We start from the raw sequence: 19,052 nt of genomic DNA, 5'->3' as shown, positions 1-19,052 counted from the left end.
ACTTTCCCCGGTGACGCTACGCTTACCGGGGCTACAAAATCACCCCAGGCCGGATAAGCGCAGCGCATCCGGCTTTTTTACACGGAGGGAATGATGAAAAGAGTATTTCTCGCAGGCGCAGCGCTGCTGCTTAGCGCCAGCGCGCTGGCCGACGAGTGCGACAAAGCGACCACCCAGCTTGAATTGAATACCTGTAGCGCGCAGCAGTACCAGGCTGCCGATAAAAAACTCAACCAGACCTATCAGGCCGCCATCAAACGCGCGGCAGCCCCCCAGCGCGACCTGCTGAAAAAAGCGCAGCAGGCGTGGATTACCCTGCGCGACGCGGACTGTGCGTTTATCGGTTCGGGGACGGAAGGCGGGAGCGTCCAGCCAATGATTGTTAACCAGTGCCTGGCGGAAAAAACCGTGGAGCGCGAAGCGTTTCTGGCCTCGCTGATGCAGTGTGAAGAGGGCGACTTAAGCTGCCCTCTCCCGCCGGGAAACTAGCGCAGGCGGATCCCTTCGATAATCATCCGCTGCACGTTTTCCAGCGTGCTGTGGAAAAACGCCTCGTCCTGGAGCGTTTTACCGGTCACCGCCTCAACCTGGGCCGCAAAGTCAGCGTAATGCTGGGTGGAGGCCCAAATCATAAAGATCAGATGATGCGGGTCGACCGGTGCCAGCTTTCCGCTGGCGACCCATCCGGCAATAATGGCCGACTTATCGTCAACCAGCTGCTTTAAATCTCCGGTTAATTCCGCCTGCAACAGCGGCGCGCCCTGCAGCATCTCAAGACAAAACAGCCTTGATGCCTGCGGGTAATCGCGCGACACCTCCAGCTTCAGGCGAATGTACTCTTTGATCGCCACCAGCGGGGCCAGCTCTGCGCGGAAGGCCTTCAGCGGCGCCAGCCAGATATCGAGGATCTGCTGCATCACCGCGATATAGAGCGCCTCTTTCGACGGGTAGTAGTAGAGCAGATTGGTTTTGGATACCCCGGACTGCTCAGCCACCTGCTCCAGGCGCGTGCCGTGAATACCAAACTGCGAAAAGGTCTCCAGCGCCGCGCTGAGGATCGCCTGTTTCTTAGCGCTCACCGCCTGCGAACGTTTACCTGGTGTTTTCACTGCGCCTTGTGCCATTCCCGCTCTCCTTATTGGTTTGCCATAGCATAGCAAAAGCCCTGCTTTCTCTCGACATTTTGGGGTGCAGGCTCTGTGCAAAATCGAAAAAGAAAAGCTGTTGAGCGAGGTCAGGTGCGAATGTTGCTAGTCCTTTATAGCTGACTCCTCGGTACTTTAAACGGTCCGCTTCGTGCCTGGTACGGTTGTTAAAACTACATGAACCATAAATTTTTTGAGAAACAGGCTGATGTTTTTTTCAATACACCATTTATTCATTTGGTGAATAAATCTATTGTTAAGGCTTTCTATTCTACCAAAGTAAAATCAATAAAATCCTGAAAGTGTTTAATGCCATGAAATTAAATACCACAATAAAAATAAAACTCAGTATTTTAATGTTATTTTCATTTCTAACCGGAAATCACTGGAGTTGTTTTTAAGCAGGTCTAAGTTTAATGAAGTTACCTACTCGAGCTTGAACCACTGTGCTTTTATGTTTAGAAAACCATTTGATGATGAAATGATGAGAACAAATCACATTTACTCTTTAACACACTAAATAACCTTAATTTGGGACTAAGGTTTTTAAAAATAGATTCTATTGCTTATGAATTATTGCATCCTAAATGTTCAACTCACAGCATTTGATTGGGTAAAGCATATGAAATTATCAAAGATGTTCATCATAATGTTTTGTTCTACTGTCAGCAGTTGTAGCAATTCTGATACGGTAATGGCTCCTTATGAAAAGAAACTTGAACTCGATGGCACAACCACTCGAAGCTTTCACTCTATGTTATATTATCCTTCAGGTATAGCCCTTCACAGCCCCGGATATATCATTGGCGTTGAAAAATCACCGATAAGAACCATCGGCGGACCAAATAAAATCAAACCACTACCAAAAAGCAATAGAAAATCCATTTTTATATCTCATATCATAAAAAATAATTTTAATGTCATAAATGAAAGCTCACCCACTCCTTATATTACTAGCAGCTACTGTTTTGTTTATAATTCCTATATATCAGAAGAATTAGTAGGCAAATCAAATATCGATCTAGCAAAAATAAATGGGTGGGATGCGTGTAAAATTTCCAGCTCTATTGAAGATGCAAAGCACGCTGAATTACGCTCATTTTATAAAAATAGTGACGTTGGGATTACTGCACTTAAAAGCAATCTCAAGCATGATCTTAAAAGTGGCGCTTATAGCCATATCCTGATCATCGTCATGGGCTGGAATACGTCTCAAAGTGACGCAGTTCGTAATTTTAATGACATTACTGGAAATATAATAACAGCCTCTCTGGAACAACAGGATCATGTTAAAGAAAACCCTTTAAGTTCCACAAGTAACATACTAATCCCCAGAGTACGAGTCATAAAGTCCTTCGAAAAAAATAACCTTCCTTTTAGGCCACTCGTAATTGGTATTACCTGGCCTTCATATTGGTCCACCAGGCTAGATAATGTTGCCAGCTACCCAAACAAAGCAAACGATGCGGACGAACTGGGTCTCATCTGGCTTAATAAAATTATCAATCAAACTATACCTGAGAGCATGAGCGAATCAGGCATCAAACTTCCTGTCATCGCCATAGGTCATAGTTTCGGTGCTCGCGCTATGACTCGAGCGCTATTTAGCAGTCCATTAATAAAAAATGACACCACGGTCTCGAGCCCCGTAGATTTAGCAGTGTCATTGCAGGGTGCCATGAGTATCAACAGGTTCTTTCCTGGGTTAAGTGAAGAAGGAGCGCCATATAGAGATTACATGAGATTGGGTAATACTAAATTAGTATTAACAGCATCGAAATTCGACTCAGCAGTAAAATTTGCGAAATGGACTGACCCTGCAGGAGCAGTGAAAAGTTATGTGAAAGCTTGTACGCAACCAGTTTACTCGGGAACATTTCACTGTATGACTGCCTCAGATACATCAGCTACAGAAACACATGGTAAATTTTCACTCTGCAACCGTGGTGATACATCAGAAAAATGTACAAACCCTCTTAAAATTATTAATGAGTCAAGAATAATTGATTACATTGATACATCAAACGGAATTACACAATTCAATTCCTTTGGTACAGGTGGCGATGCCCATAGCGATATCTATCGATTACCTATGGGCCGGTTGTTATGGAGACTAATCGAGGCTTATGCAATGAAATAAAAACGTTGGCTAACTCCGTAACATGTTCAGCCATTAGAGTCCCTTAATGGTGAATAAAGATTGAATCCATTTAATTATCCTTTTGATTGGAGTCCCCCATGTCGACTAACTTTGGTTTTTATTTACGCATTCTCTCAAACTCAAACAAATTGATTGCTCCCTCTATTGTGTTAGCTAGTTTACTTTTAAGTGGGTGCACCTCAGAGGCACCTAAGGAAACTGATATTTTAGCGATTACCAATCAAGCTTCATATAACTGTGATGATTATAAGGATGCTAATGGAATTTAGCACCACAGAGATAGCAATTGCAGAGTGCAAGGTAAATTAATTTTAACCAACCCTATGAAAAATTTATCTTATGTCCTTTACCGGAAGGGTGATACAGCACACTTCGAACCAGTACTTTGTACCCTACCATCTCAAGCAGCAGAAGCATTAAAAAAGATCCGTAATACAGAAGCTACAATCACCGTACCGAAAGTATCTATTACTGGGAAACGTGATACTCAAGATACTTCTGACGTGGTTGTTCTGAATAAGGACGATGAAATGTCATCTGCTCTGTTTGTATTATCGTCTAGCTTCTCACTATGCATGGCTTATGGTTCAAATGCCATAGACCAAGATGCCTACGCACAACTATTCTCTAAAATATTAGATAATGCTATCAAAGGTAAGGAGACTGTGGTTAATGCTAAACCAGCAACTAAATAAAAGTCGTTTTTATGCGTGAAGCCACAATAAACGCTAACCTGCGATCCCGGACTGCACCGGGATCGTGCTGCATTCCCCTCCTCGCTCCTGCACCGCCATCGAGCACCGTTGCCTGCTTTGTGTGCATTTCTTTTGACCATTTAGTCCACTTTATTTACACCCAATTCACCAACCCATAATTAACACATTAATAACAAAGCAATTTTGAAAACTGGCATTCCCTTTGCAAATCCTTTCTCACGAGGCTGAACAGGATATGCAGGATGCAGCGCCACGTCTGACTTTCACCCCACACTGAGATGAAGAGAGGTTCGTGATGAAAATTGGCGTATTTGTACCCATCGGCAACAACGGCTGGCTTATCTCGACCACTGCACCGCAATACATGCCGACCTTTGAGCTGAATAAAGCCATCGTGCAGAAGGCGGAGCACTACCATTTCGACTTTGCGCTTTCGATGATCAAGCTGCGCGGCTTTGGCGGCAAAACCGAATTCTGGGATCACAACCTGGAGTCCTTTACCCTGATGGCCGGTCTGGCCGCGGTCACCTCGCGTATTCAGATTTACGCTACCGCCGCCACGCTCACCCTCCCACCGGCGATCGTGGCGCGCATGGCCTCCACCATCGACTCCATTTCCGGCGGGCGCTTTGGCGTTAACCTGGTCACCGGCTGGCAAAAACCCGAGTACGAGCAGATGGGGCTCTGGCCAGGTGACGACTACTTCTCGCGTCGCTACGACTACCTGACCGAATACGTGCAGGTGCTGCGCGATCTGTGGGGTACCGGAAAAAGCGATTTCAAGGGTGACTTCTTCACCATGAACGACTGCCGCGTCAGCCCGCAGCCGTCGGTGCCGATGAAGGTGATTTGCGCCGGGCAGAGCGACGCGGGGATGGAATTTTCCGCCAAATACGCCGACTTTAACTTCTGCTTCGGTAAAGGCGTGAACACGCCTGCCGCCTTTGCCCCGACCGCCGCGCGGATGAAAGAGGCCGCCGACAGGACGGGACGCGACGTGGGCTCCTACGTGCTGTTTATGGTGATTGCCGATGAAACCGACGACGCCGCGCGCGCCAAATGGGAGCGCTATAAGGACGGCGCCGACGAGGAGGCCCTGAGCTGGCTGACCGAACAGAGCCAGAAGGATACCCGCTCCGGGGCGGATACCAACGTGCGTCAGATGGCCGACCCGACCTCTGCGGTCAATATCAACATGGGCACGCTGGTCGGCTCGTACGCCAGCGTCGCCAGAATGCTTGACGAAGTGGCGGCCGTCCCCGGCGCAGAAGGCGTCCTGCTGACCTTTGATGATTTCCTCACCGGCGTAGAAACCTTCGGCGAGCGCATCCAGCCGCTGATGCAGTGCCGCGCCCACATCCCTGCCGTCACGAAGGAGGTGGCGTAATGACGACTCTTAACGCACGCCCGGAAGCCATCACCTTTGCGCCGCAGCAGAGCGCGCTGATCGTGGTGGACATGCAAAACGCCTACGCCAGCCAGGGCGGTTATCTGGATCTGGCGGGGTTCGACGTCTCCGCCACCCGGCCGGTGATCGAGAACATTAAAACCGCCGTCGCCGCCGCGCGCGCTGCGGGTATGCTCATCATCTGGTTCCAGAACGGCTGGGATGACCAGTACGTCGAGGCCGGCGGCCCCGGCTCGCCCAATTTCCACAAGTCGAACGCCCTGAAAACCATGCGTAAACGGCCCGAACTGCAGGGCAAGCTGCTGGCGAAAGGCGGCTGGGACTATCAGCTGGTGGATGAGCTGGTACCGCAGGCGGGCGATATTGTCCTGCCCAAACCGCGCTACAGCGGCTTTTTCAATACCCCGCTCGACAGCCTGCTGCGCAGCCGGGGCATTCGCCATCTGGTGTTCACCGGCATCGCCACCAACGTCTGCGTGGAGTCGACCCTGCGCGACGGCTTTTTCCTCGAGTATTTTGGCGTAGTGCTGGAGGACGCGACCCATCAGGCCGGGCCGGAATTCGCCCAGAAAGCGGCCCTGTTCAATATCGAAACCTTTTTTGGCTGGGTCAGTAACGTCAATGATTTCTGCGACGCCCTGAATCCCCCGCTCGCCCGTATCGCCTGAGGAGACACCTGATGCCAAAATCCGTGATTATTCCGCCGGGCACCAGCACGCCCATCGCCCCGTTTGTTCCCGGCACCCTCGCCGACGGCGTGGTGTATGTCTCCGGCACGCTGCCTTTTGATAAAGACAACAACGTGGTGTTTATCAACGACCCAAAGGCGCAAACCCGCCACGTGCTGGAGACGATCAAAACCGTGATCGAAACGGCGGGTGGCACGATGGAGGATGTGACCTTCAACAGCATCTTTATCACCGACTGGAAAAACTACGCCGCGATTAATGAGATCTACGCCGAGTTCTTCCCCGGCGATAAACCGGCCCGGTTCTGCATTCAGTGTGGGCTGGTGAAGCCTGAGGCGCTGGTTGAAATCGCCACCGTTGCGCACATCGCGAAGTGAGGCAGGTATGAAACTCTCCGTCTCGCCGCCCCCGTTTGAGGGCGCGCCCGTGGTGGTCTTTATTTCCGGTCTCGGCGGCAGCGGCAGCTACTGGCTGCCCCAGCTGGCCGCGCTGGAGCCGGAGTATCAGGTGGTGTGCTATGACCAGCGGGGAACGGGCAATAACCCTGACACCCTGCCGGAAGGGTACAGCCTTGCGCAGATGGCGGACGAACTGGCCCAGGCGCTGGCTGATGCCGGGATTGCCCGCTACAGCGTCGTGGGTCACGCGCTGGGGGCGCTGGTCGGCCTGCAGCTGGCCCTCGACAGGCCCGACGCCCTCACCGCGCTGGTATGCGTCAACGGCTGGTTGACCCTCAACGCCCACACCCGCCGCTGCTTTCAGATCCGCGAGCGCCTGCTGCATTACGGCGGCGCGCAGGCGTGGGTCGAGGCGCAGCCGCTGTTTCTCTACCCGGCGGACTGGATGGCCGCCCGCGCTCCCCGTCTGGAGGCAGAAGAAGCGCTGGCGCTGGCCCATTTCCAGGGTAAAACCAACCTGCTGCACAGGCTCAGCGCCCTGAAAAAGGCCGACTTCAGCCGCCATGCCGCGCGCATTCGCTGTCCGGTACAGATTATCTGTTCCGCCGACGACATGCTGGTGCCCTCCGTCTGCTCGTCGGAACTGCAGGCCGCGATCCCGCACAGCCGCAGCGCGGTGATGCGCCAGGGCGGGCACGCCTGTAACGTCACCGAGCCGGATACCTTTAACACCCTGCTGCTGAACGGGCTTGCCAGCCTGCTGCACAGCCCGGAACCCGCTTTATAAGGAGCTTTAATGAGCGAAGCCATTACGCCCGCCGCGCTGGAAACGCTGTTCACCGGCGCCCGCACCCACAACGGCTGGCAGGATCTGCCGGTCAGCGACGAAACGCTGCGCGAAATTTATGACCTGATGAAATGGGGGCCAACGTCCGCCAACTGCTCCCCGGCGCGGATTGTGTTTGTGCGAAGCGCAGAAGGGAAAGAGAAGCTGCGTCCGGCGCTCTCCAGCGGCAACCTCGAGAAAACGCTCACCGCCCCGGTCACGGCCATTGTCGCCTGGGACAGTGAGTTCTTCGAGCGCCTGCCCGAGCTGTTCCCGCACGGCGATGCGAAGAGCTGGTTTACCACCAGCCCCGCGCATGCGGAAGAGACCGCCTTTCGCAACAGCTCAATGCAGGCCGCCTACCTGATTTTCGCCTGTCGCGCCCTGGGGCTGGACACCGGCCCTATGTCGGGCTTTGACCGCCAAAAGGTCGACGAGGCCTTTTTCACCGGCACCACGCTTAAAAGCAATCTGCTGATCAACATTGGCTACGGCGATACCCGCAAACTTTACGGGCGCCTGCCGCGTCTGGACTTCGACGATGCCTGCGGGCTGGCGTAAGGAGTGATTATGACGACACCGGATAAACAAACCTTTCGCGACGCCATGGCCTGCGTGGGCGCGGCGGTCAATATCATCACCACCGACGGCCCTGCGGGGCTGGCAGGCTTCACCGCCAGCGCGGTGTGCAGCGTCACGGATTCACCGCCCACCCTGCTGGTGTGCCTGAACCGCGGCGCGTCCGTCTGGCCTACGTTTAGCGAAAACCGCACCCTTTGCGTGAATACCCTGAGCGCCGGGCAGGAGCCGCTGTCCAATCTGTTTGGCGGGAAAACGCCGATGGAGGAACGCTTTGCCGCCGCCCGCTGGCAGACGGGCGACACGGGCTGCCCGCGCCTGGAGGATGCGCTGGCCTCGTTTGACTGCCGCATCAGCCAGGTGGTGAGCGTCGGCACCCACGACATTCTGTTTTGCGACATTGTTTCGATTATCCGCCACCCCGCGCCGCAAGGTCTGGTGTGGTTTGACCGCGGCTACCACGCGCTTATGCGCCCCGCCTGTTAACCCGCTCTAAGGAGACAGACCATGTTCGGATTTCCCCACTGGCAGTTGAAATCGACCTCCACAGACGCAGGCGTGGTCGCGCCGGATCAACGACTCCCGCTCGGGCAGACGATGGTGATGGGCGTTCAGCACGCGGTCGCCATGTTTGGCGCCACGGTGCTGATGCCAATGCTGATGGGGCTGGACCCCAACCTCTCTATTTTGATGTCGGGTATCGGCACGCTGCTGTTCTTTTTCGTCACCGGCGGGCGCGTCCCCAGCTATCTCGGATCCAGCGCCGCCTTTGTCGGAGTGGTCATCGCTACCACCGGGTTTAACGGCCAGGGGATCAACCCCAACCTGAGCGTGGCCCTCGGCGGCATCATCGCCTGCGGTCTGGTGTACACCCTGATTGGTCTGGTGGTGATGAAAATCGGCACGCGCTGGATAGAGCGAATGATGCCCCCGGTCGTGACGGGCGCCGTGGTGATGGCGATTGGCCTGAACCTCGCCCCGATTGCGGTCAGGAGCGTCTCCGCCTCGCCGTTTGAAAGCTGGATGGCTGTGATCACCGTGCTGTGCATCGGCCTGGTGGCGGTGTTCACGCGGGGCATGATCCAGCGGCTGCTGATCCTGGTTGGGCTGATTGTCGCCTGTCTGGTCTACGCCCTGCTGGCCAACGTTTTCGGTCTGGGCAAGCCGGTTGATTTTACCCTGCTGCATCAGGCCGCCTGGTTCGGCCTGCCGAAGGTGACCTCGCCCACCTTTAACACCCAGGCGATGATGCTTATCGCACCGGTGGCGGTGATCCTGGTGGCAGAGAACTTAGGCCACCTGAAAGCCGTGGCGGGGATGACCGGGCGCAGCATGGATCCGTACATGGGCCGCGCGTTCGTCGGTGACGGGCTGGCGACCATGCTCTCCGGTTCCGTGGGCGGCAGCGGCGTGACCACCTATGCCGAAAACATCGGCGTGATGGCGGTGACCAAAGTTTACTCCACGCTGGTCTTCGTGGCGGCGGCGGTGATGGCGATGCTGCTCGGATTCTCACCGAAGTTCGGCGCGCTGATCCACACCATTCCGTCACCGGTTATCGGCGGGGCATCAATTGTGGTGTTTGGGCTGATCGCCGTGGCCGGGGCGCGTATCTGGGTGCAGCATCGGGTCGATCTCAGCCAGAACGGCAACCTGATTATGGTGGCGGTCACGCTGGTGCTCGGTGCAGGCGATTTTGCCCTGACGCTGGGCGGGTTTACGATTGGCGGGATTGGTACGGCGACCTTCGGCGCGATCCTGCTTAACGCCCTGCTGAGCCGCCGAATGGCCGCCGCGCCGCAGGGCACCGTGGTGCATCAGGATTCCTGAAATCTCCAGGTCGGGTGACCCGACCTGGATGTTCCTTAAGAACGCCAGGATGTAAAGCTATCACTCTTGCTCAAACAGCCGTTCGATAGATTTTGTAGGGAAGAACAAAGAATGGCTGTTTTCACCTGTCAGAGGGATAAACCCCTGCTTCAGGTAAAATTGTTTTGCCTGCTCGTTAAGGGCATCAACAAATATTCCGTGTACCCCCACAGCCTGTGATGCCAGGTAGACAACGCGCATAGCATGCGCAACGAGCGTTGTTCCCCACTCGTTTCCCTGTAGTGTTTTATCTACAGCCAGACGTCCCAGCGTCACACTGGGTACGTTGATATAAGGGATCCGGCGCTGCTGCGTCTTAGAAGGAAGCATCGCTCTTTCAAAGCAGCTTCCCGATAACGTGTAATAACCCAGGACGCGCGAACGATCGCGCTCTTTAAGCAGGTAGGCTCGTAAAATACGACCATTGTGCTGACGTACCAGGTGTTCTGCAAGGAAGGCATTTAGCGAGGGTTCTCCACAATCAAAATCCTCGAAGTCGTAATCGGTTCCCTCAGATAACATTTCGATCGTGAGATTTGCCACGACGCTTCACTCCATGTTTCGAAGACGTTTTGCTGCTCGTTTCAGGCGTTCGTTTGGCTCAGGCGGATTGTCAATGGCATCCATCACCGCATTCCATGATGCTTCGTTTAATACGAGTCGACGGTGCTGCTCAATGACCTCTGCAGCACGCTCTGACGCACTGTTCACCATAAACTGGGTGATGGTCTGGTTCGTCATCGCCGCCGCTTCTTCAATCATTGTTTTGTCTTCGTCCGTTAAGCGAAGATCGATACGCTGTTTTTTAAGTGCTGGCATGGTTTACTTCACCGTGTACGGTATTTATCCGTACACATCGTAGATAAGCTCGTTCATTTTTTCAATCTAAACCTTCTTTTGCCGTCAAATCCCTGACCTCACTCCGACGCTTTCTGAGCTTTAACTCGCTCACCAGCACCCCGGCGACAATAAATGCCGCGCCCACCAGGGCCAGCAGCGGCAGACGCTCCCCGGCCAGTCGCCCGAAAATGCCCGCCCAGACCGGTTCACCGGTATAAATCACCGTCGCGCGGGTTGGCGATACGCTGCGCTGCGCCCAGTTCATGGTGACCTGAATAATGGCGCTGAAGATACCCAGCCCCAGTGCAACCACCACCAGACCGGTGGACATCGGCGGTACGGACTCGCCTGCCGGCACCATCGTCGCAAACGCCACCAGCGACGCGGTGGCAAGCTGTACCACCGTCACCCGCTTGACGTCGACCTTGCCCGCCCAGGCGCTAATCAGAATAATTTCCGCCGCGATGGCAATCGCCCCAATCAGGGTGATGATTTCGCCCGGCCCCAGCGCCAGCAGGTTATTTTCCGGCCCGGCCAGCAGGATCAGGCCGATAAACGCCAGCACGATGCCAATGCAGGACATCAGACCCGGAATTCTGCCGAGACAGAGCCACTGTAAAAGCGGCACCAGCGGTACATACATGGCGGTGATAAACGCGGATTTACTGCTGGAGATGGTCTGCAATCCCCACGTCTGCAGGCTGTAGCCCATTGCTATCGCCACCCCAATCGCCACGCCGGCCTTAAGCTCTGTAAGCGTCAGCCCCCGCAGCGTTTTAAGCGAAATCAGCCCTACGGCAAGCGCCGCCGTCGCGAAGCGCAGGCCAACAAAAAAGAACGGATCGCTGAGGGTCACCGCGTACTGAACGGCCAGAAACGTCCCGCCCCAGAACATGGTGATGAGAATGAGGATGGCTTCCTGCGGTTTTATGGAGAATTTGAAGCGTGAGACAGACATGCGGCACTCGCGGTTAAGATCAATTCCCTAGTGTGCGTTGCCTTTGGTTACAGTTCAATGTTGCAGAAATAAAAAAACCGCCGGGAGATCCCGGCGGCAGGGTTCAACCCGGCGTGTTACTTACTGCTGCTGCCGTGGCTGTTTTTGCCCCCTTTCTTGCCAGCTTCAGATGCGCGTTGCGGGTCATTCTTGAAGTTGCCCCCGCTATGCTGGCCACCTTTACGGCCTGCTTCTGATGCTCTTTCACGGTCTTCTGCGAAATTACCTGAACCACCACGATGGTTTGCCATCTCTAACCTCCAGAATGTGAAACATTAGACATCATATTGCATTCAGTAAAAGAGGAATCTTTCACCTCGCAACACAAGGACAGTGCCTTTATCTGTGCCGCGTGAAACTAAGCTTAGTGGAATGCCGCTATCCGGCAAGCCGCAGGTAATATTCTGCAACATGAACTCAGCCTTTCGGGTGAGATGACGCGACGGGGATGCATAAGCCTTTCTTATCATTTCAAAAATCCGCCGCCTAAAAGTTGTTTCATTTTGCTACAACGCCTTTTTGTAACCATATTGTTATAAATCAAAGAAATGCCGTTCATTTTTGCAGTCTGGCTGTGATGGCATATCTTTAAAAGAACGCAGCGATCCGCTGTAAGAAAAACCAACGAGGAGTGATGCAAAATGGCAAAAGTTCTGGTGCTCTATTATTCCATGTATGGACACATTGAAACCATGGCTCACGCGGTAGCAGAAGGTGCAAACAGGGTTGATGGCGTTGAGGTTGTGGTTAAACGCGTACCGGAAACCATGCAGGCGGAAGCCTTCCTGAAAGCCGGGGGGAAAACACAAAACGCCCCGGTCGCCACCCCGCAGGAGCTGGCGGAGTATGATGCCATTATCTTCGGCACCCCGACCCGCTTCGGCAATATGTCAGGCCAGATGCGCACCTTCCTCGATCAAACCGGCGGACTTTGGGCATCCGGGGCGCTCTACGGCAAACTCGCCAGCGTATTCAGCTCTACCGGCACCGGCGGCGGTCAGGAGCAGACGATTACCTCAACCTGGACTACCCTTGCTCATCACGGGATGGTGATTGTGCCGATTGGCTACGGCGCGCAGGAGCTGTTTGACGTTTCCCAGGTGCGTGGCGGTACGCCGTACGGCGCAACCACCATTGCCGGTGGGGATGGCTCACGTCAGCCAAGCAATGAAGAACTGTCTATCGCCCGCTATCAGGGTGAATATGTCGCGGGTCTGGCCAAAAAACTGAACGGCTAACACCCAACAGGAGGACAAGCATGCCAACTCAAGAATCCAAAGCTCACCACGTGGGCGAATGGGCAAGTTTACGCAACACCTCTCCGGAGATTGCCGAAGCTATCTTTGAAGTCGCGAAGTACGATGAAAAGCTGGCCGAGCAGATTTGGGAGGAAGGTAACGATGAGGTGCTGGTACGCGCCTTCGAAAAAACGGATAAAGACTCGCTCTTCTGGGGCGAGCAAACCATCGAACGTAAAAACGTCTAAGCGTTTCCCCCCGCCGCAGCGGGGGGTTCTCCTTTACTTCGCCGCGTTATTCATAACCGCATTGAATTTATCGACAGGACAGAAGCCGTTCGCATCCACCGGGCAGCCTTTCAGCTCCAGCGTCACGCGCTGCGCAGGCGACTGCAGCGACAGCACGCTGGCGTTACGCAGCTGCTCTGAACTCTGGTAAACATACTCAATTTTCATCAGCTCCTGATTGGCATTTTTGTCATGCCAGCGCTGGAAGACAATTTTGCCGCCAATCGGGGTACGTTCCTGCTGGTCGTGCAGCTGATACGGTTTGAAATCCAGCGCGGTGAGCAGGGAAGCAATGTTCGAGTCATGCCCCACCAGCAGGGTGATTTTCGGCGCTTTCGCCTGCTCGGTGACCAGCGTTTTATCAATGTACTTCACCAGCGGTTTCGCCACGTTTTGCGCCACCTCGGTGGAGGTAAACAGCGAGTCCTGATAGCCGTTCTTCAGCTTCGACAGCACGCGCCACTGCTGGTCGGTTTTAATTTCGCCCCAGGCCACCTGGTCGGCCGGGAAGCCTTCGTAATACTGCAGCGTAAACGCGTCCACCAGCGAGTTACCCACCTTCAGCGGCCCTGATACGCCAGGCTCTTTTTCATAGTCGGCGCTGAAGGTATCTTTCGCGTCTGCCAGCGAGCAGACCTTTTTCTCTTTGCAGGACGGGGAGTCCGCATAGTTCGTCAACTGCTCCAGCAGCTTATAGCTTTCGCCAAGCTGCATTTTCTGCCGCTCGGACTCCATCGCCTTGAGCGCTTTTTCGCGGAATTCTGGCGAGTTATCGGTAATCACGGGATTGAAGGTCGGATCCATGGTGCCCATTTTTTCCTGATGGTGCACGGGAACGTCGCAGCCCGGGAACGCGCCGGTGATAAAGAACTGCGCGGTGGCGACGGTGCGCTGCAGGCTGTTGGCATAAGCATAAACGCTATCCGCCGCTGGACACTCTCCCGTCTTCACCATCCCCTGCTGCGCCAGCCACTCGCGCATATAATGGCCCATATAGACTTCCAGCACGCCACCCTTGGTAGTGAGCTGACCGCCCGGCACCTCCCACTCCGGCCACTGCTTCGGCGTGGACTGCTCCAGCACGCTGCCGTTATTGGCGAGCGGCGCGCGCAGGTTATGGCGACTCATGATTAAAACTTGCTCCAGCTGATACCCTTCCGGCGTCTCTTGCGCCTGCACGCCAAACGTTGCTGAAATGGAACCGGCGACTGCCAGCGCGAGTAGTGCTTTTCTCATCCCTAATTCCTCACTCGTTTTAAAATGTCGCGCTCAGTGTGACAGATTGGTGACAATTTTCCGGGAAGCATTTCTCAAACTGATGATTAACCTGCTTACGACGCGCGCAGATTAGTTTTATAATAAAACCACACCCTACCGGAGAATTGACCGTGAAACGTACCCGCCTTGAAGAGAGCACCTGCCCCGTCGCCCGCTCGCTGGATATCATCGGCGACTGGTGGTCGCTGCTGATCGTGCGCGACGCGCTGCGCGGGATTAAACGCTTCGGCGAGTTCCAGAAAAGCCTCGGTATCGCAAAAAACATGCTGACCACGCGGCTGAAGCTGCTGGTCGACGAAGGCATCCTCCGGCTTCAGCCTGCATCCGACGGCAGCGCCTGGCAGGAGTACGTCCTGACCGAGAAAGGACGCGCCCTGCAAACGGTGCTGGTTGCGCTGTCCCAGTGGGGCAATGAATTTTTGTTTGCTGAAAACGAATGCGGTACCGTGCTGGTCGATGCTGAACAGCGCAAACCCCTGCGCAAGCTGGCGCTTATCGCCGACGATGGGCGCGAGCTGACGCCTGAGCAGATCGTGGCTAAACTCCCCTCCTGATCGTTCCCGACGGCAAAAGCACAAAATGCTCGCTAATATGGTTGCATTATAAAACCAAATAGCCGAGAGTTAATTCAGTTTCATATTGAAACCAAATAACTACTTTGCCTTGAGGTAACACACGATGACTACGCAAATCACCACCGCCCTGATTACGGGCGCCTCTTCCGGGATTGGTGCCGTTTATGCCGACCGTCTTGCCGCACGCGGCGCTAACCTGGTGCTGGTTGCCCGCCGCGAGGATCGTCTGAAAACCCTCGCTGCCGACCTGCGCGCGCGCTATGGCGTGGCCGTCGATATTCTGGTGGCCGATCTCACCGACGAGACCGGGATCCGCGCCGTGGAAGAGGCGCTGCGCAGCAATACCGCCATTGATACGCTCGTTAACAACGCGGGCACCGCGCAGATGGCACCGTTCCTCGCGGGCGATGTGGCGCAGCATCAGGCCATTAACACCCTGAACACCACGGCGCTGATGCGTCTGACCTACGCCATCCTGCCCCGCCTGGCGCAGAACAATCGCGGCACGCTGATCAATATCGCCTCGGTGTTAGCGCTGCACGTTCGCGCCGGAAGCGCCCTCTACAGCGCCACCAAGGCGTGGGTACTGAGCTTTACCCGTGGGTTACAGGAAGAGTTTGCCGACAGCAGCGTGCGCATTCAGGCCGTGCTGCCCGCCGCCACGGCGACCGAAATCTGGAGCCATTCGGGCGTCACGGTGAACGATCTGCCGGAAGGTTCGGTGATGACCACCAACGATATGGTGGATGCGTCGCTGGCGGGTCTGGATCAGGGTGAACCGATCACCATCCCGCCGATGCACGACGTCGGCCTGTGGGATCGCTACGAAGCGGCGCGACTTGAGCTGTTCAACAGCGCGCGCACCGGCATTCCGGCACCGCGCTACGCAAAACAGTAGCCTAACGCTCAAGCTGGTCGCCGTACTCGCTCATCCATGCGGCCAGCGGCGAGAGCGCGTCCTGCAGGGTTAACCCCAGCCCGGTGATCTGATACTCCACGCGCGGCGGGATCTCCGGGTAGACCGTCCGCGTCACCAGACCGCGCTGCTCGAACAGGCGCAGCTGCTTCGTCAGCTCTTTCTGGGTGATGGGGGCAGCGGCACGCAGCAGATCGCCAAAGCGTACGGGCGTGTTGAACACAATCAGGCGGTAGAGAATGGGGATCGCCCACTTACCGGATATCAGGTTGACAAACTGCGTCATCGGGCAGGTATACGCCTCAGATTTTTTTTCGCAGCACACCTCCAGCATTTCTGCCATAGCACACCTCTTGCCTCGTTAGTATCCATTTGGTACCTGGTTTCCTTTCGATACTAACGTTTCTATAGTGCTTTCTCCAGTGACATTTCAGGAGAAGAACATGGGTCGTTTAACAGATAAATATACGCTGATTACCGGCGGCACCAGCGGCATCGGCCTCGCCACCGCGCAGGCGTTTATCGCCGAAGGCGCGCACGTCGCCGTGACCGGACGCAACCCGGAAACGCTCGCCGAAGCAGAACGTATTCTTGGCGATAAGGCCTGGGTGATCCCAACCGATGCGGGCGATATCGCGTCGCAAAAAGCGCTGGCGGACACCCTCGCCGCCCGCTGGCCGCGCCTTGACGCGGTTTTTCTCAACGCGGGCGACGTGACGCACGCGCCGCTGGAAGCCTGGCAGGAGGATGCCTGGGACCGCCTGATGGGCATCAACCTGAAGGGACCGTTCTTTTTAATTCAGGCGCTGCTGCCGCTGCTGAATAACCCGTCGTCGGTGATCCTCTGCGGCTCCGTGAGCGCGCGCATCGGCCTGCCCACCAGCAGCGTGTATGCCGCGAGCAAGGCCGCCCTGCTGTCACTGGCGCGCACGCTCTCGGCGGAGCTGCTGCCGCGCGGGATCCGCGTTAACGGCCTGAGCCCCGGCCCGGTGGAAACCCCGGCGTTTACGAAGACGGGCCTAAGCGACGAGGCGCTTAACGCGATGATGGCAGAGGTCATCAAGCTGGTGCCGCTCGGCAGAATGGGCTCGACGACGGAGCTGGCAAAAGCCGCGCTCTATCTGGCGTCCGACGAGTCGAGCTACACGGTGGGAACGGAGCTGCTGGTGGACGGCGGAATGGGGAGTTTATAACTCAAAAGGCGCTGATGCCGGTGACGATGCCGACATACAGCGCCGCCCATGCGCAGGCGGAAAGCAGGCTGACGGCGTAGACCTTGACTGCATTCAGCCTGAGCATCCCCGCCGCCAGCGGGACGATGTAGCGCAACACCGCCAGAAAGCGTGACGTAAACAGCACGATGACCCCGTTCTTTTGCAGCTGATGCTGGACCCGCAAGAACTTATCGGCATGCTTTGAGGTGAAACGCGTGACCAGCCGGGAGTGCCCCATCAGCTGGCCAATATGGTAGTTCAGCACCGAACCCGCCGCTGCTCCCATTACCACGGCGAGCCACGCCAGCACAGGATGCATACTCGTCTGGCTGACGGTAATGCCCGCCAGCAGCATCACAGAGGCGGGCGGCAGCACGGAGGAGATCAGCACCGTCGATTTACTCAGCGCCATCATAAATAACAGCGCGAAAAGATGTGCCGGATAGAGCGCAAAATGATTCAGCAGATTATCAAACCACGCCATTTCCTCCTCCTCCGTTGATTATATAATCCTTTATTAGAAATGAATTACCTTAAATAAACCGTCAACGCTTTATTAATAACATTCTCCTAAACCGTTCTTAAACATTATTTAATTTCCCGAGCGGCAATATCAAATAAGCGTATTATTTCTCTCGTTTTACAACGATCTCGTTATGGCGAGGCTCCTGTACAAATACACGTTATCGCTCTGGTGGGTTCGAGAGAACCGGCACAGGGTAAAACAGGCACTGTCGAATCAAGGCTTTGTCAGTATAACTTCCCTCACGGGATACGGTGTACAGTGCTGAACCCAGGACGTGGGGATCTCCTCTTCGACATGCCCTGTCTTGCTCGCCCCTGAGAGATGTTATTATTCAAAGGGAATTCACTATGTCTTACGCTATTCACAACCAAAACCTGGCATTCAATGACAGCGCGATCGCGCAATATATGAATACCGATTTTATTGTCCTCGATATTTCATTATGCGTGGCGCTGGCGCGCGAGCAATTCTTCGAAAAATTAAAAGACGACGATATTCCGTCTCATATTTTTATTGAAGACAATGGCCGCCTGGCGGGCATGATTGCCGTGCGTAAATTGCTGCAGACCGCGGATACTGTACAGCCGGTGAAATCGCTGATGATTTCGCAGTTTTTGCAGGTCAAACCGGAGGATGAACGTGCCGACGTTGCCGGACTGCTGGCGCACGGCGGCGCGGACGTGGTGCCCGTGGTCACCCACGGCAAGCTCGTCGGCTGCCTGACCGAGCGCGAAATCGCCCATCTGCTGGAAGATGACGTCACCGAAGACGCACAGCTTCAGGGGGCGACGCTACCGCTGGAGAAGCCCTATCTGGACACCAGCCCGTACAGCCTGTGGAAGAAACGCTCCGTCTGGCTGCTGCTGCTGTTTGTCGCGGAGGCCTATACCAGCTCGGTGATCCAGCATTTTGAAGAGGCGCTGGAGTCCGCCATCGCGCTGGCGTTCTTCATTCCGCTGCTGATCGGCACGGGCGGCAACAGCGGCACGCAAATCACCTCCACGCTGGTGCGCGCCATGGCGCTGGGGGAAGTCCGTCTGCGCGACGTTGGCCGCGTGCTGCGTAAAGAGATGACCACCTCGCTGATGATTGCCGCCACGCTCGGTGTCGCCGGGTGCATTCGCGCATGGATGATGGGGATTGGGCTGGAAATCACGCTTATCGTCAGCCTGACGCTGGTGTGCATTACGCTGTGGAGCGCGATTGTGTCGTCCGTCATCCCGATGGTGCTCAAGCGCTGCGGCATTGACCCGGCGGTCGTCTCCGCGCCGTTCATCGCGACGCTTATCGATGGCACCGGGCTGATTATCTACTTTAAGATTGCGCAATATACGCTGGGGCTGGAGTGATGTGATTTCTTGCCGGGTGGCGCTGCGCTTACCCGGCCTAC

At 55.3% G+C, this 19,052-nt stretch carries 25 protein-coding genes and 1 riboswitch; of the genes, 17 read left to right on the top strand and 8 right to left on the bottom strand.

Annotated elements, in window-relative coordinates; all coding sequences use genetic code 11:
* The first annotated feature begins 93 nt into the window (after window positions 1–93).
* Entirely contained in the window at window positions 94–489 is a 396-nt protein-coding gene (locus GVO84_RS08195; RefSeq protein ID WP_159515613.1) for a lysozyme inhibitor LprI family protein, read from the top strand.
* On the opposite strand, the gene rutR is transcribed toward GVO84_RS08195, so the two are convergent.
* Window positions 486–1,124 (bottom strand): HTH-type transcriptional regulator RutR, encoded by a 639-nt coding sequence (gene rutR, locus GVO84_RS08190; protein ID WP_023335217.1) that lies wholly within the window; start codon window positions 1,122–1,124, stop codon window positions 486–488. The two genes, GVO84_RS08195 and rutR, sit on opposite strands and share 4 nt — an antisense overlap.
* Before the next feature lie 715 nt (window positions 1,125–1,839).
* Between rutR and GVO84_RS08185 the strand changes: the two genes are divergently transcribed.
* The 10 genes from GVO84_RS08185 (at window position 1,840) to rutG (ending at window position 9,752) form a co-directional block, all read left to right on the top strand.
* Window positions 1,840–3,285 (top strand): hypothetical protein, encoded by a 1,446-nt coding sequence (locus GVO84_RS08185; protein ID WP_159515612.1) that lies wholly within the window; start codon window positions 1,840–1,842, stop codon window positions 3,283–3,285.
* Between the two features lie 98 nt (window positions 3,286–3,383).
* Window positions 3,384–3,575 (top strand): hypothetical protein, encoded by a 192-nt coding sequence (locus tag GVO84_RS08180; RefSeq protein ID WP_159513850.1) that lies wholly within the window; start codon window positions 3,384–3,386, stop codon window positions 3,573–3,575.
* Between the two features lie 24 nt (window positions 3,576–3,599).
* On the top strand, window positions 3,600–4,001 hold the full coding sequence (locus tag GVO84_RS08175; RefSeq protein ID WP_159513849.1) for a hypothetical protein: 402 nt from the start codon (window positions 3,600–3,602) through the stop codon (window positions 3,999–4,001).
* 316 nt (window positions 4,002–4,317) lie between these two features.
* Window positions 4,318–5,409, top strand: a complete 1,092-nt coding sequence (gene rutA / locus GVO84_RS08170; RefSeq protein ID WP_100167076.1) for a pyrimidine utilization protein A — start codon at window positions 4,318–4,320, stop codon at window positions 5,407–5,409.
* Complete coding sequence (rutB, locus tag GVO84_RS08165) at window positions 5,409–6,098, top strand: pyrimidine utilization protein B (RefSeq protein ID WP_029742091.1); 690 nt, start codon at window positions 5,409–5,411, stop codon at window positions 6,096–6,098. Before rutA ends, rutB begins: the two co-directional genes overlap by 1 nt.
* Window positions 6,099–6,109: 11 nt before the next feature.
* Window positions 6,110–6,496 carry a pyrimidine utilization protein C gene (gene rutC / locus GVO84_RS08160; RefSeq protein WP_010429508.1) on the top strand — a complete coding sequence of 129 codons (387 nt, stop codon included), beginning with the start codon at window positions 6,110–6,112 and terminating at the stop codon, window positions 6,494–6,496.
* Window positions 6,497–6,503: 7 nt separating this feature from the next.
* Window positions 6,504–7,304, top strand: a complete 801-nt coding sequence (gene rutD / locus GVO84_RS08155) for a pyrimidine utilization protein D (protein ID WP_159513848.1) — start codon at window positions 6,504–6,506, stop codon at window positions 7,302–7,304.
* A gap of 9 nt (window positions 7,305–7,313) precedes the next feature.
* Window positions 7,314–7,904 (top strand): malonic semialdehyde reductase, encoded by a 591-nt coding sequence (locus GVO84_RS08150; protein ID WP_121425844.1) that lies wholly within the window; start codon window positions 7,314–7,316, stop codon window positions 7,902–7,904.
* 9 nt (window positions 7,905–7,913) lie between these two features.
* The gene (gene rutF / locus GVO84_RS08145; protein WP_023292823.1) at window positions 7,914–8,408 is read left to right on the top strand and encodes an NADH-dependent FMN reductase RutF; all 495 of its coding nucleotides are present in this window, start codon (window positions 7,914–7,916) and stop codon (window positions 8,406–8,408) included.
* Window positions 8,409–8,429: 21 nt separating this feature from the next.
* Window positions 8,430–9,752: a pyrimidine utilization transport protein G gene (rutG, locus tag GVO84_RS08140; protein WP_159513847.1), complete on the top strand. Its 1,323-nt coding sequence runs from the start codon at window positions 8,430–8,432 to the stop codon at window positions 9,750–9,752.
* Window positions 9,753–9,812: 60 nt separating this feature from the next.
* Here the strand turns inward: rutG and GVO84_RS08135 are convergent, their stop codons facing one another.
* The 4 genes from GVO84_RS08135 to GVO84_RS08120 form a co-directional block, all read right to left on the bottom strand.
* Complete coding sequence (locus GVO84_RS08135) at window positions 9,813–10,334, bottom strand: GNAT family N-acetyltransferase (RefSeq protein WP_159513846.1); 522 nt, start codon at window positions 10,332–10,334, stop codon at window positions 9,813–9,815.
* A gap of 6 nt (window positions 10,335–10,340) precedes the next feature.
* Window positions 10,341–10,610: a DUF1778 domain-containing protein gene (locus GVO84_RS08130; RefSeq protein WP_008499829.1), complete on the bottom strand. Its 270-nt coding sequence runs from the start codon at window positions 10,608–10,610 to the stop codon at window positions 10,341–10,343.
* A gap of 61 nt (window positions 10,611–10,671) precedes the next feature.
* The gene (locus GVO84_RS08125) at window positions 10,672–11,589 is read right to left on the bottom strand and encodes a DMT family transporter (protein WP_159513845.1); all 918 of its coding nucleotides are present in this window, start codon (window positions 11,587–11,589) and stop codon (window positions 10,672–10,674) included.
* Window positions 11,590–11,705: 116 nt separating this feature from the next.
* Entirely contained in the window at window positions 11,706–11,879 is a 174-nt protein-coding gene (locus GVO84_RS08120; protein ID WP_024909630.1) for a general stress protein, read from the bottom strand.
* Between the two features lie 390 nt (window positions 11,880–12,269).
* On the opposite strand from GVO84_RS08120, the gene wrbA reads away from it, so the two are divergent.
* Window positions 12,270–12,866, top strand: coding sequence for an NAD(P)H:quinone oxidoreductase (gene wrbA / locus GVO84_RS08115; RefSeq protein ID WP_121425840.1), 597 nt, complete (start codon window positions 12,270–12,272; stop codon window positions 12,864–12,866).
* Between the two features lie 20 nt (window positions 12,867–12,886).
* Window positions 12,887–13,114, top strand: coding sequence for a YccJ family protein (locus tag GVO84_RS08110; RefSeq protein ID WP_008499832.1), 228 nt, complete (start codon window positions 12,887–12,889; stop codon window positions 13,112–13,114).
* 33 nt (window positions 13,115–13,147) lie between these two features.
* Here GVO84_RS08110 and agp read toward each other — a convergent pair whose 3' ends face one another.
* Complete coding sequence (gene agp, locus GVO84_RS08105; protein WP_159513844.1) at window positions 13,148–14,389, bottom strand: bifunctional glucose-1-phosphatase/inositol phosphatase; 1,242 nt, start codon at window positions 14,387–14,389, stop codon at window positions 13,148–13,150.
* Window positions 14,390–14,541: 152 nt separating this feature from the next.
* Here agp and GVO84_RS08100 point away from each other — a divergent pair, with 152 nt between their 5' ends.
* Both GVO84_RS08100 and GVO84_RS08095 read left to right on the top strand, forming a co-directional pair.
* Window positions 14,542–14,985, top strand: coding sequence for a winged helix-turn-helix transcriptional regulator (locus GVO84_RS08100; RefSeq protein WP_159513843.1), 444 nt, complete (start codon window positions 14,542–14,544; stop codon window positions 14,983–14,985).
* Between the two features lie 124 nt (window positions 14,986–15,109).
* Window positions 15,110–15,904: an SDR family NAD(P)-dependent oxidoreductase gene (locus GVO84_RS08095; protein ID WP_159513842.1), complete on the top strand. Its 795-nt coding sequence runs from the start codon at window positions 15,110–15,112 to the stop codon at window positions 15,902–15,904.
* 1 nt (window position 15,905) lies between these two features.
* On the opposite strand, the gene GVO84_RS08090 is transcribed toward GVO84_RS08095, so the two are convergent.
* Complete coding sequence (locus tag GVO84_RS08090) at window positions 15,906–16,265, bottom strand: winged helix-turn-helix transcriptional regulator (protein ID WP_121425836.1); 360 nt, start codon at window positions 16,263–16,265, stop codon at window positions 15,906–15,908.
* A gap of 100 nt (window positions 16,266–16,365) precedes the next feature.
* Between GVO84_RS08090 and GVO84_RS08085 the strand changes: the two genes are divergently transcribed.
* Complete coding sequence (locus GVO84_RS08085) at window positions 16,366–17,115, top strand: SDR family oxidoreductase (RefSeq protein ID WP_121425835.1); 750 nt, start codon at window positions 16,366–16,368, stop codon at window positions 17,113–17,115.
* Between the two features lies 1 nt (window position 17,116).
* Here GVO84_RS08085 and GVO84_RS08080 read toward each other — a convergent pair whose 3' ends face one another.
* Entirely contained in the window at window positions 17,117–17,620 is a 504-nt protein-coding gene (locus GVO84_RS08080) for a DedA family protein (protein WP_159513841.1), read from the bottom strand.
* Window positions 17,621–17,779: 159 nt separating this feature from the next.
* Window positions 17,780–17,949: riboswitch (M-box (ykoK) riboswitch) on the top strand.
* 60 nt (window positions 17,950–18,009) lie between these two features.
* Here GVO84_RS08080 and GVO84_RS08075 point away from each other — a divergent pair.
* Window positions 18,010–19,011, top strand: a complete 1,002-nt coding sequence (locus tag GVO84_RS08075) for a magnesium transporter (protein ID WP_023311069.1) — start codon at window positions 18,010–18,012, stop codon at window positions 19,009–19,011.
* Window positions 19,012–19,052 lie beyond the last annotated feature (41 nt).

Origin of the sequence: Enterobacter sp. SM3 (assembly GCF_009811935.2) — a bacterium.
Taxonomy (GTDB): domain Bacteria; phylum Pseudomonadota; class Gammaproteobacteria; order Enterobacterales; family Enterobacteriaceae; genus Enterobacter; species Enterobacter asburiae_D.
This window is presented reverse-complemented; position numbering and strand designations above follow the sequence as displayed.

What these genes read in the sequence shown, in the direction of transcription:
- GVO84_RS08195 (WP_159515613.1), top strand. Translation starts at nt 94, where the DNA reads ATGAAAAGAGTATTTCTCGCAGGCGCAGCGCTGCTGCTTAGCGCCAGC.
- rutR (WP_023335217.1), bottom strand. Translation starts at nt 1,124, where the DNA reads ATGGCACAAGGCGCAGTGAAAACACCAGGTAAACGTTCGCAGGCGGTG.
- GVO84_RS08185 (WP_159515612.1), top strand. Translation starts at nt 1,840, where the DNA reads ATGGCTCCTTATGAAAAGAAACTTGAACTCGATGGCACAACCACTCGA.
- GVO84_RS08180 (WP_159513850.1), top strand. Translation starts at nt 3,384, where the DNA reads ATGTCGACTAACTTTGGTTTTTATTTACGCATTCTCTCAAACTCAAAC.
- rutA (WP_100167076.1), top strand. Translation starts at nt 4,318, where the DNA reads ATGAAAATTGGCGTATTTGTACCCATCGGCAACAACGGCTGGCTTATC.
- rutB (WP_029742091.1), top strand. Translation starts at nt 5,409, where the DNA reads ATGACGACTCTTAACGCACGCCCGGAAGCCATCACCTTTGCGCCGCAG.
- rutC (WP_010429508.1), top strand. Translation starts at nt 6,110, where the DNA reads ATGCCAAAATCCGTGATTATTCCGCCGGGCACCAGCACGCCCATCGCC.
- rutD (WP_159513848.1), top strand. Translation starts at nt 6,504, where the DNA reads ATGAAACTCTCCGTCTCGCCGCCCCCGTTTGAGGGCGCGCCCGTGGTG.
- GVO84_RS08150 (WP_121425844.1), top strand. Translation starts at nt 7,314, where the DNA reads ATGAGCGAAGCCATTACGCCCGCCGCGCTGGAAACGCTGTTCACCGGC.
- rutF (WP_023292823.1), top strand. Translation starts at nt 7,914, where the DNA reads ATGACGACACCGGATAAACAAACCTTTCGCGACGCCATGGCCTGCGTG.
- rutG (WP_159513847.1), top strand. Translation starts at nt 8,430, where the DNA reads ATGTTCGGATTTCCCCACTGGCAGTTGAAATCGACCTCCACAGACGCA.
- GVO84_RS08130 (WP_008499829.1), bottom strand. Translation starts at nt 10,610, where the DNA reads ATGCCAGCACTTAAAAAACAGCGTATCGATCTTCGCTTAACGGACGAA.
- GVO84_RS08125 (WP_159513845.1), bottom strand. Translation starts at nt 11,589, where the DNA reads ATGTCTGTCTCACGCTTCAAATTCTCCATAAAACCGCAGGAAGCCATC.
- GVO84_RS08120 (WP_024909630.1), bottom strand. Translation starts at nt 11,879, where the DNA reads ATGGCAAACCATCGTGGTGGTTCAGGTAATTTCGCAGAAGACCGTGAA.
- wrbA (WP_121425840.1), top strand. Translation starts at nt 12,270, where the DNA reads ATGGCAAAAGTTCTGGTGCTCTATTATTCCATGTATGGACACATTGAA.
- GVO84_RS08110 (WP_008499832.1), top strand. Translation starts at nt 12,887, where the DNA reads ATGCCAACTCAAGAATCCAAAGCTCACCACGTGGGCGAATGGGCAAGT.
- agp (WP_159513844.1), bottom strand. Translation starts at nt 14,389, where the DNA reads ATGAGAAAAGCACTACTCGCGCTGGCAGTCGCCGGTTCCATTTCAGCA.
- GVO84_RS08095 (WP_159513842.1), top strand. Translation starts at nt 15,110, where the DNA reads ATGACTACGCAAATCACCACCGCCCTGATTACGGGCGCCTCTTCCGGG.
- GVO84_RS08090 (WP_121425836.1), bottom strand. Translation starts at nt 16,265, where the DNA reads ATGGCAGAAATGCTGGAGGTGTGCTGCGAAAAAAAATCTGAGGCGTAT.
- GVO84_RS08085 (WP_121425835.1), top strand. Translation starts at nt 16,366, where the DNA reads ATGGGTCGTTTAACAGATAAATATACGCTGATTACCGGCGGCACCAGC.
- GVO84_RS08080 (WP_159513841.1), bottom strand. Translation starts at nt 17,620, where the DNA reads ATGGCGTGGTTTGATAATCTGCTGAATCATTTTGCGCTCTATCCGGCA.
- GVO84_RS08075 (WP_023311069.1), top strand. Translation starts at nt 18,010, where the DNA reads ATGTCTTACGCTATTCACAACCAAAACCTGGCATTCAATGACAGCGCG.